The sequence below is a fragment of the Enterococcus sp. AZ089 genome (genome assembly GCF_050547225.1).
GTDB classification, from domain to species: Bacteria; Bacillota; Bacilli; order Lactobacillales; family Enterococcaceae; genus Enterococcus_D; species Enterococcus_D entomosocium.
Window position 1 is genome coordinate 3698638 of sequence record NZ_CP172954.1, and the last position, 8114, is coordinate 3706751.

9 protein-coding genes are annotated in these 8114 nt (G+C 43.5%); 3 read left to right on the plus strand and 6 right to left on the minus strand.

Features of this window, described 5'->3' with window-relative positions; genetic code table 11:
* The first annotated feature begins 164 nt into the window (after positions 1-164).
* Both IGJ01_RS17200 and IGJ01_RS17205 read left to right on the plus strand, forming a co-directional pair.
* Entirely contained in the window at positions 165-632 is a 468-nt protein-coding gene (locus IGJ01_RS17200; RefSeq protein WP_005232933.1) for a DUF5626 family protein, read from the plus strand.
* A gap of 16 nt (positions 633-648) precedes the next feature.
* On the plus strand, positions 649-1167 hold the full coding sequence (locus IGJ01_RS17205; RefSeq protein ID WP_005232932.1) for a helix-turn-helix domain-containing protein: 519 nt from the start codon (positions 649-651) through the stop codon (positions 1165-1167).
* Between the two features lie 105 nt (positions 1168-1272).
* Here IGJ01_RS17205 and mnmG read toward each other — a convergent pair whose 3' ends face one another.
* Positions 1273-3165: a tRNA uridine-5-carboxymethylaminomethyl(34) synthesis enzyme MnmG gene (gene mnmG / locus IGJ01_RS17210; RefSeq protein ID WP_008376950.1), complete on the minus strand. Its 1893-nt coding sequence runs from the start codon at positions 3163-3165 to the stop codon at positions 1273-1275.
* 33 nt (positions 3166-3198) lie between these two features.
* Positions 3199-4596: a tRNA uridine-5-carboxymethylaminomethyl(34) synthesis GTPase MnmE gene (gene mnmE, locus IGJ01_RS17215; protein WP_034859087.1), complete on the minus strand. Its 1398-nt coding sequence runs from the start codon at positions 4594-4596 to the stop codon at positions 3199-3201.
* Positions 4597-4834: 238 nt separating this feature from the next.
* On the opposite strand from mnmE, the gene IGJ01_RS17220 reads away from it, so the two are divergent.
* Positions 4835-5164 (plus strand): heavy metal-binding domain-containing protein, encoded by a 330-nt coding sequence (locus tag IGJ01_RS17220; protein ID WP_005226284.1) that lies wholly within the window; start codon positions 4835-4837, stop codon positions 5162-5164.
* Between the two features lie 202 nt (positions 5165-5366).
* On the opposite strand, the gene jag is transcribed toward IGJ01_RS17220, so the two are convergent.
* The 4 genes from jag to rpmH form a co-directional block, all read right to left on the minus strand.
* Entirely contained in the window at positions 5367-6125 is a 759-nt protein-coding gene (jag, locus tag IGJ01_RS17225; protein WP_008376943.1) for an RNA-binding cell elongation regulator Jag/EloR, read from the minus strand.
* Between the two features lie 17 nt (positions 6126-6142).
* On the minus strand, positions 6143-6967 hold the full coding sequence (locus tag IGJ01_RS17230; RefSeq protein WP_008376942.1) for a YidC/Oxa1 family membrane protein insertase: 825 nt from the start codon (positions 6965-6967) through the stop codon (positions 6143-6145).
* Between the two features lie 18 nt (positions 6968-6985).
* Positions 6986-7321 carry a ribonuclease P protein component gene (gene rnpA, locus IGJ01_RS17235; protein ID WP_142437343.1) on the minus strand — a complete coding sequence of 112 codons (336 nt, stop codon included), beginning with the start codon at positions 7319-7321 and terminating at the stop codon, positions 6986-6988.
* 147 nt (positions 7322-7468) lie between these two features.
* Positions 7469-7603 (minus strand): 50S ribosomal protein L34, encoded by a 135-nt coding sequence (gene rpmH / locus IGJ01_RS17240; RefSeq protein ID WP_002356012.1) that lies wholly within the window; start codon positions 7601-7603, stop codon positions 7469-7471.
* Positions 7604-8114: the final 511 nt, after the last annotated feature.

The following is an 8114-nucleotide window of genomic DNA, read 5'->3' on the forward strand; positions in this document are numbered from 1 at the left end:
TTTGAATGAACCATTACGTTTAAAATTTCTCGACACCCTAAAAAAAAAGCCTATGAAATGCTGCTCTAGCAACAACTGTAAACCATCCGTTGCCGTTGCAAATTAGCTTGTGCTTTCTTTAACTAGCCAAACCTTGTATACTTAAACTATCAAAAGTACAAGGAGTGGTATTTGTGAAAAAATTATTTTTTGTGCCGTTTATTTTTATTTGTTTCTTCTTTGCTCTCCCAGCTGCCGCCCAAACAGTGGAAGAACCTGAACTCGTTTACGACTTAGCATCAGATAGTCCCTATGAGCAGCTGATCACCGTAGATGAAGAAGGCAACGAGTTGATTTTGACCATTGAAAAATTGCCGTCATTCCGGGCAAATCTGGCAGCAGGAACGTATCGCGTGTCAAAAACATCCACCGGTAATTGGACCGCTAGTTACAATGTCACGGTCAATAGCCGCAATCAATTTACAGGCACTTCGAATTTAAGTTTAGTTGCTCACAGAGGAAGTATCACTTCTAGTTCATTAACTCACACGTCCACTAAAGCCACCTGTACGTTTAAGCAAAAAGCAGGTATAATCACTACCAATGGGAGTGTCGTAACCACGATCTCAAATGGGAAGCTAGTTGTTAAATAGCAGATAGGAGCATACATTGGCTTTAGCAGAACAATTAAAAAGCTGTCGCGAGTCTTCCGGATTGTCGCAAACAGCAGTCGCAGAAAAATTACAGATTTCACGCCAGTCGATTTCAAAATGGGAAAACGGGCGCGGCTATCCAGATATTGAGAATTTGATTTTGTTGAGCGATCTCTATCAAGTCTCGATTGATGAGCTCTTGCGGGAAAACGAAGCGTTAAAAGAGCGGATCGAAACCAATAATCAAGAGATCAACGACAAAAAAGAAAAATTGTCGTTACTCCAAAGAACGATGGCAACGGAAAAAGATGAAAGTCTGCTCTTGCTACTGTTAGCTGGAATCGGCTCATTTCTCTTTCCATTAGGTTTGATTTTAGATGGCTTTGTCTTATGGCGTAACAAAAAGGCCAATAATTTTTATGTATTGATCTATATCGTCTGTGCCTTCTCAATTTTCTTGAATTTGTACGATGGCTATGTCCATCTCAGCAACATCATGAATTGGGGAACCACTACGATTGAAAAAGTTGAATAATTCAATTGCTAACACAAAAAGCCCGCTGCGAGTTACTCTCGTAGCGGGCTTTTGACACTGTATTTACCATTTATAAATTGGTTTTTCAAAGAATATTAACCGTCTTTAGTTAACCTTTGCAATCTTCCCTTGTTCGATATACACCATCAAAATACTAATATCAGCTGGGTTTACTCCGCTGATACGGCTCGCTTGGGCGATGGTTTCGGGTTGGATTTTTTGCAGTTTTTGTTTGGCTTCTGTTGCCAAGCCATTGATAGCGGCATAGTCGATGTTTTCAGGAATGCGTTTGGCTTCCATCCGTTTGAGTTTCTCCACTTTTTCGAGGGCTTTTTTAATATAACCTTCGTATTTGATTTGGATCTCGACTTGTTCGATCTCTTTTGGCTTCAATGCTTCATTGGCTTCGATAAATTGCAGCATTTCCGCATACGTCACTTCAGGCCGGCGCAAGAATTCATTTGCTAAAACGCCATCTTTCAAGGTGGCCGTCCCTTTGGCAGTCAAATATGCTTGTACTTCTGGCGTTGGTTTGATGCGGATTTTAGACAAGCGTTTGATTTCTGCTTCAACAGCTTCTTTTTTCGCTACATATGCTTCGTATTGCGCTTCTGGGACGAGCCCAATTTGATGTCCCACTTCGGTCAAACGCAGATCGGCATTATCATGACGCAGCAATAAGCGGTATTCGGCACGAGAGGTCAATAAACGGTATGGTTCATTGGTTCCTTTGGTCACCAAATCATCGATCATCACACCGATATAACCGTCGCTGCGTTTCATAATGAAAGGTTCTTTGCCTTGAATTTTCAAAGCGGCATTGATGCCGGCAATCAAGCCTTGACCGGCCGCTTCTTCATAGCCGCTGGTTCCGTTGGTTTGTCCTGCCGTAAAGAGGTTTTCGATGACTTTGGTTTCTAATGTTGGACGCAATTGATGAGGTACCACGACATCATATTCAATGGCGTAGCCCGTCCGCATCATTTCCGCTTTTTCTAAACCTGCGATGGAATGCAGCATTTGGACTTGGACGTCTTCTGGCATAGAAGTAGAAAGCCCTTGAACATACACTTCTTCGGTGTTCAATCCTTCTGGCTCCAAGAATAGTTGGTGACGAGATTTGTCTGCAAAACGCACGATTTTGTCTTCGATGGATGGACAATAACGGGCACCTACCCCTTCGACGATCCCTGTAAACATCGGCGCCCGATGTAAATTCTGGTTGATGATTTGGTGCGTCCCTTCGTTCGTATAGGTCAACCAGCAAGGTTCTTGGTTTTGATTGTAGGCTTCATCGGGTGTGCTGTAACTAAAGTGATTCGGTTGTTCATCGCCAGGCTGGATCTCCGTTACCTCATAGTTGATGGTGCTGGATTTGACCCGCGGTGGTGTACCGGTTTTAAAACGAGCGATCTCTAGACCAAGCTCTTTCAAATGATCGGCTAATCCAATCGATGGCTGGGAGTTGTTTGGACCAGAAGAATACTTCAACTCTCCAATGATGATCTCCCCTCGCAACGCTGTTCCTGCAGTGATCACTACAGCTTGGGCTTGGTAACGAGCGCCTGTAGATGTCACGACGCCACGGCACTCGCCTTCTTCAACGATCAGCTTTTCAACGATCCCTTGGCGCAGTGTTAGATTGGCTTCTTTTTCGATCGTTCGTTTCATTTCAGCCGCATAGGCATGTTTATCGGCTTGCGCCCGCAAAGCCCGCACTGCGGGACCTTTTCCTGTATTGAGCATCCGCATTTGGATGTAGGTTTTATCGATATTTTTGCCCATTTCTCCGCCTAAAGCATCGATTTCGCGTACCACGACGCCTTTTGCTGGTCCGCCGACGGAGGGATTACAAGGCATGAATGCGACCATGTCTAAGTTGATGGTCAGTAAAAGGGTTTTTGCCCCCATTCGGCTGGCTGCTAAGGCAGCTTCTGATCCGGCATGGCCGGCACCAACAACGATCACGTCATAACTTTCTGCTTGATATTCTTGCATGGTGTTCTCCTTTTTACGCCAGTGGCGCATTCTTTATTTTCCTAAACAAAACTGACTGAACAATTGGGTGATCAACTCATCTTGGACACTGTCGCCGACAACTTCTCCTAGATAGTCCCAGCAGCGTGTCATATCGATTTGAACCAAGTCGACAGGCATTCCTGCTTCGATCCCTTGGATGACCTCAGACAACGACTGAACGGCATTTTCTAATAAGGCAATGTGGCGGGTGTTAGAAAGATAGGAAGCATCCTTGTCGGTGGTTTTCCCCCCAAAGAATAGATCGGCAATGGCTTGTTCCAGTTGATCCAAGCCTTCGTTGGTCAATACAGAGACAGAAAAAATCGGTTCATCTGCTGCGTACTGCGCTAATTCAGCGGGCGCTAGTTTTGGCTCAAGGTCGGTCTTATTCAATAAGATGATCCGACGGCTGCCAGCAGTCAGCTCCAGCAATTGTTTGTCTTCCTGGGTCAATCCTTCGCTTTGGTTGAGAACCAGCAAAATCAACTCCGCTTCTGCCAGTGCTTTGCGGCTGCGTTCGACCCCGATTTTCTCAACGACATCTTCCGTTTCGCGGATACCAGCCGTATCGATCAGTTTCAACGGTACCCCGCGAACATTGACATACTCTTCAATGACATCTCGGGTGGTGCCGGCAATGTCTGTCACGATGGCTTTTTCTTCCCTTAATAAATGGTTCAATAAGCTGGATTTACCGACATTCGGCCGACCGATGATCGCAGTACTCAGGCCTTCTCGCAAAATTTTTCCTTGTTGGGCAGTTGCTAATAAGGCTTGGATCTGCCCTTTGACCATCGTGGCCTTTTCTAACAATAAGCGGGTCGTCAATTCTTCCACATCATCGTATTCAGGGTAATCGATATTCACTTCAACTTGCGCCAACGTCTCTAAGATCTCTTGGCGTAAGGTCCGAATCAAGTGGGAAAGATTGCCATCCAGCTGATTGACAGCGAGATTCATCGCCTTATCGGTCTTAGCACGAATCAGGTCCATCACCGCCTCGGCTTGAGAAAGATCAACCCGTCCATTTAAAAAGGCCCGCTTCGTGAATTCCCCCGGCTCAGCCAAACGTGCGCCTTGTCGTAAAACCAGTTGCAAGAGTTGATTGACGACAACGATCCCGCCGTGACAGTTGATCTCAACGACATCTTCTCGGGTAAAGGTCCGCGGCTTTTTCATCACTGAAAGCATCACTTCATCCATCAAACGGTTTTCTTCTGGGTCCACGATATGACCATAATGAATCGTATGACTAGGGACTTGGGCGAGGGTTTTAGTGCCTGCTTGAAAAATCCGATCCGCAATTGCGATTGCTTCTTCCCCGCTTAATCGCACAATACTGATGGCCCCTTCGCCTGGCGGGGTGGAAATTGCGGCAATCGTATCAAATTCTTGCGTAATATTCGCCATGTTGCATGCTCCTCCTATTTTTTCACATAAAAAAAGTGCCCACTCCACCCGTCAAATTGATTGAAAATCAATAAAAACGAGTAGACTTAGCACTTTGACTGCTTGTCAATTAAATTCTGGAAATAGATTAGCACATTTTTGCGCGAGTCGCAAGCTTCCTTCAAAAACTTTTAAATTTTGCATCTGTCCGCAAAAACCTTTAAAATAAAAGCAAAGAATAAGAAAAGAGGGATCTATTATGGAAACCATCAAATCATCAAACAGTGCTGCCCGCATTAAAGAAATCATTTTATCGACAGGAAACGTGAATCGGCCTTATGTCGTGCGGGATATCGTCTTTGCGGCAGACAAAATCGAAGTAGATCTATTTGATACATCTGTGAATTTGAACGATCTTTTGGCAGATGTGACCTATCGCTTAAAAGAAACAGCTCACAGCTACGGTGCGAATGCAGTGATCAACTGTCATTTCGAACACGACCGCATCGTCGAAGGCGACAAAACCTACCTTGAGATCTTTGCCTATGGTACGGTGGTTCAATTTACTCAATCAACCATTGGCGGCTAATTGCCCCTTTGAACAACGAAATACAAAAAAGAGTCCGCGGCATACGGACTCTTTTTTGATACCAAAGGCTGACCTACGTAACGTATGTTGACTTTGATAAGAATGATTTCTAGTCAAGGATACTTGGTTTTAAATTTGTTGTCAATCGCTTTTTCCCATCAAAAAAGGGAAAGGCTTGTCAGACCGCCTTTCCCTTTTTTCATTAAATTCGTTTGTCCGCAGGTTCCACTACTAAGTAGCGATACGGTTCATCCCCTTCAGAATGAGTTTGAACATACGCATCTTTACTCAATACGGAATGGATCTGCTTTCTTTCAAACGCCGGCATCGGCTCTAAAAAGACCGGGCGGCCTGTTCGTTTGACTTTTTCAGCAGTACGGCTGGCCAAACGTTCTAAGATCGCTTGACGTTTTTCACGGTAATCCCCGACATTCACAACGATCGACAATTTGTTTTTCGCGATGCGATGAATATAAACTTGCGCCAAATATTGCAGTGCATTCAAGGTTTTGCCGTGCTTCCCAATCAAAATGCCTTGTTTTTGCGTTTCTAATTGAAAGATGATCACGCCGTCTTGACGAGCGGTTTTTACTAAGGCAGGTGCATTCAATGCTTTTGAAATATTTGTCAGATAGAGTCCCAACTGAGCCAGTGCTTCCTCATCTGAAAGATCCGTCAGCAAAACAGGTTCGCTCGCGGCCGCCTCCATCACACTGCTTGCATCCTCTGTCGTCACAGGATCTGGTTCTACCAGCGGTTTTGCTGGTACTTCTTCAACGGGTGCCGGTTCTTCAACGATTCTTTTTTCAATGGAGACCCGTGCTTGTTTTTTTCCTAGCCCCAAGAAGCCTTTTTTTCCTTCATCCAGGACTTCGATTACTGCTTGATCTTTGGTGATACCAAGGACTTGCAATCCCTCTTGAATTGCTTCAGCTACTGTCAGATTTTCATAAATCGGCATTGCAGTGCAACCTCCTCTTATTTTTTCCGTTTCTTTTTAGGACTCATTGCTTTTTTCAGGGCTCGTTCACGCTCGCGTTCTTTGCGGGCGGCTTCTTCTCTTTCTTGGCGAATCTTGAATGGGTTATTTAAGATCATTGTTTGCAAGACTTGGAATGCATTAGAAACAACCCAGTACAAGGAAAGACCGCTGGCAATGTTGATCCCCATCAGTAAGATCATCATCGGCATAGCGAAATTCATGATTTTCAAACTCGCATTTGATTCCACTTGGCTCATACTTGATAAGTAGGTACTTGCAAAAGTAAAGAGCGCCGCTAAAATCGGCAAGATGAAGTATGGGTCACGATCACCCAGCTGCAGCCATAAGAATTTTCCTTCTTGCAGAGCAGGAACCCGTGAGATCGATTGCCACAAGGCCATCAAAATCGGCATTTGTACCAATAATGGTAGACAGCCGGCATAGGGATTGACATTGTTTTCCGCATACAAACGTTGTGTTTCTTCTTTTAACTTGCTTTGTGTTTCTGTATCTTTTGACGCATATTGCTGCTGCAGCGCTTTTAGCTTCGGTTGTAATTCTTGCGTTTTGCGCATGCTTTTGGTTTGAAAGTGCATCAACGGCATCAAAATGACCCGGATGATCAATGTAAATAGGATGATCCCGATCCCGGCATTGCCGAAGGAGAGGGCTTTGATCGCCTCTGCAAAATAATAAACGATGTAACGATCCCATAGACCGGTACTTTGTGCATTTACTTCACCTGTTGCACCGCAGGCAGATAAGACAACTACTAATGAGAGAACTCCCAAAAATAGTAAGACGCGTTTCCCTTTTTTCACGTAACTAATTCCTTTCCATTAATGAATAATTTTGGCAAGCTTTAAGACATGCTCTAAATTCGAGTAGATTTCCTTTGAGGAACAAATGGCGATACTTGGACGGGCGATCACAATAAAATCGATCGCTGGTTCGATTCGCGGCTTCATTTCCGTTAAGCTCGCACGAATCTTACGTTTGACCTCATTTCGCTTCACTGCATTACCGACTTTTTTTCCTACAGATAAACCAACTCGAAAATGTGATTGCTCTTTAGGTAAGACATACACCACGAACTTCCGATTTGCAAAAGAATTTCCTGCCTGAAAAACTTTTTGAAAATCTTGCTCTGTTTTTACTCGATAGGATTTTCTCATCTTCGGTTCCTTCACTTCTTTCAATTAAGCTTCGCGAAACGGATTGAATCCGTAACCACTCACCTGTCAATAATACCATATTTGCCAAAAGTCAGACACTATATTCCGCAAAAACGGCATAAAAAAAAACCACTGGCATTCAGTGGCTTACGCAGAAATAACCTTTCTGCCTTTACGACGACGGCTAGCTAAAACACGACGTCCATTTTTTGTACTCATACGTTTACGGAATCCGTGAACTTTTTGACGTTTACGTTTATTTGGTTGATACGTTCTTTTCATTTATTTCCACCTCCATCAGGATAATGCTTATGCGCACAGACATACTTTGATAGTATAACGAGTCAAGTACTAGTTTGTCAATAAGAAGTTTGCTCAAAATCGACCATTCTTTATCCACAATTCCCTTGATTTGTGTGGGTTTGCTGTTTACAGCTAATTTTTGTGGATAACTTTTTCCCCAGAGTTATTTTGACTTTTTCCACAAACAAACAGCCTGTAGAAAAGTTTTCCACAATCGCTTTTCCAGCTGTTGATAACCGCCCTAAAACCTAGTATTATCAAGGCGTGATCTTCACATAGATCTGTGGATAAGAGAGATTTTTTTCTAGTTATGCACATTCTTTTTCTACCTGTGGATAGTGCATTTTCGAACATGTGCATTTCCTTTTTTCTTTTATCCCGTTTTGTGGAAAAGTATTTTTTTCTAACCTTTTTTATCGTAATCTGTGGAAAACTTTTTCAATCCGTGCTATTTTAGTTATATCTATTCTTAGTTATAGGAGGACAATTT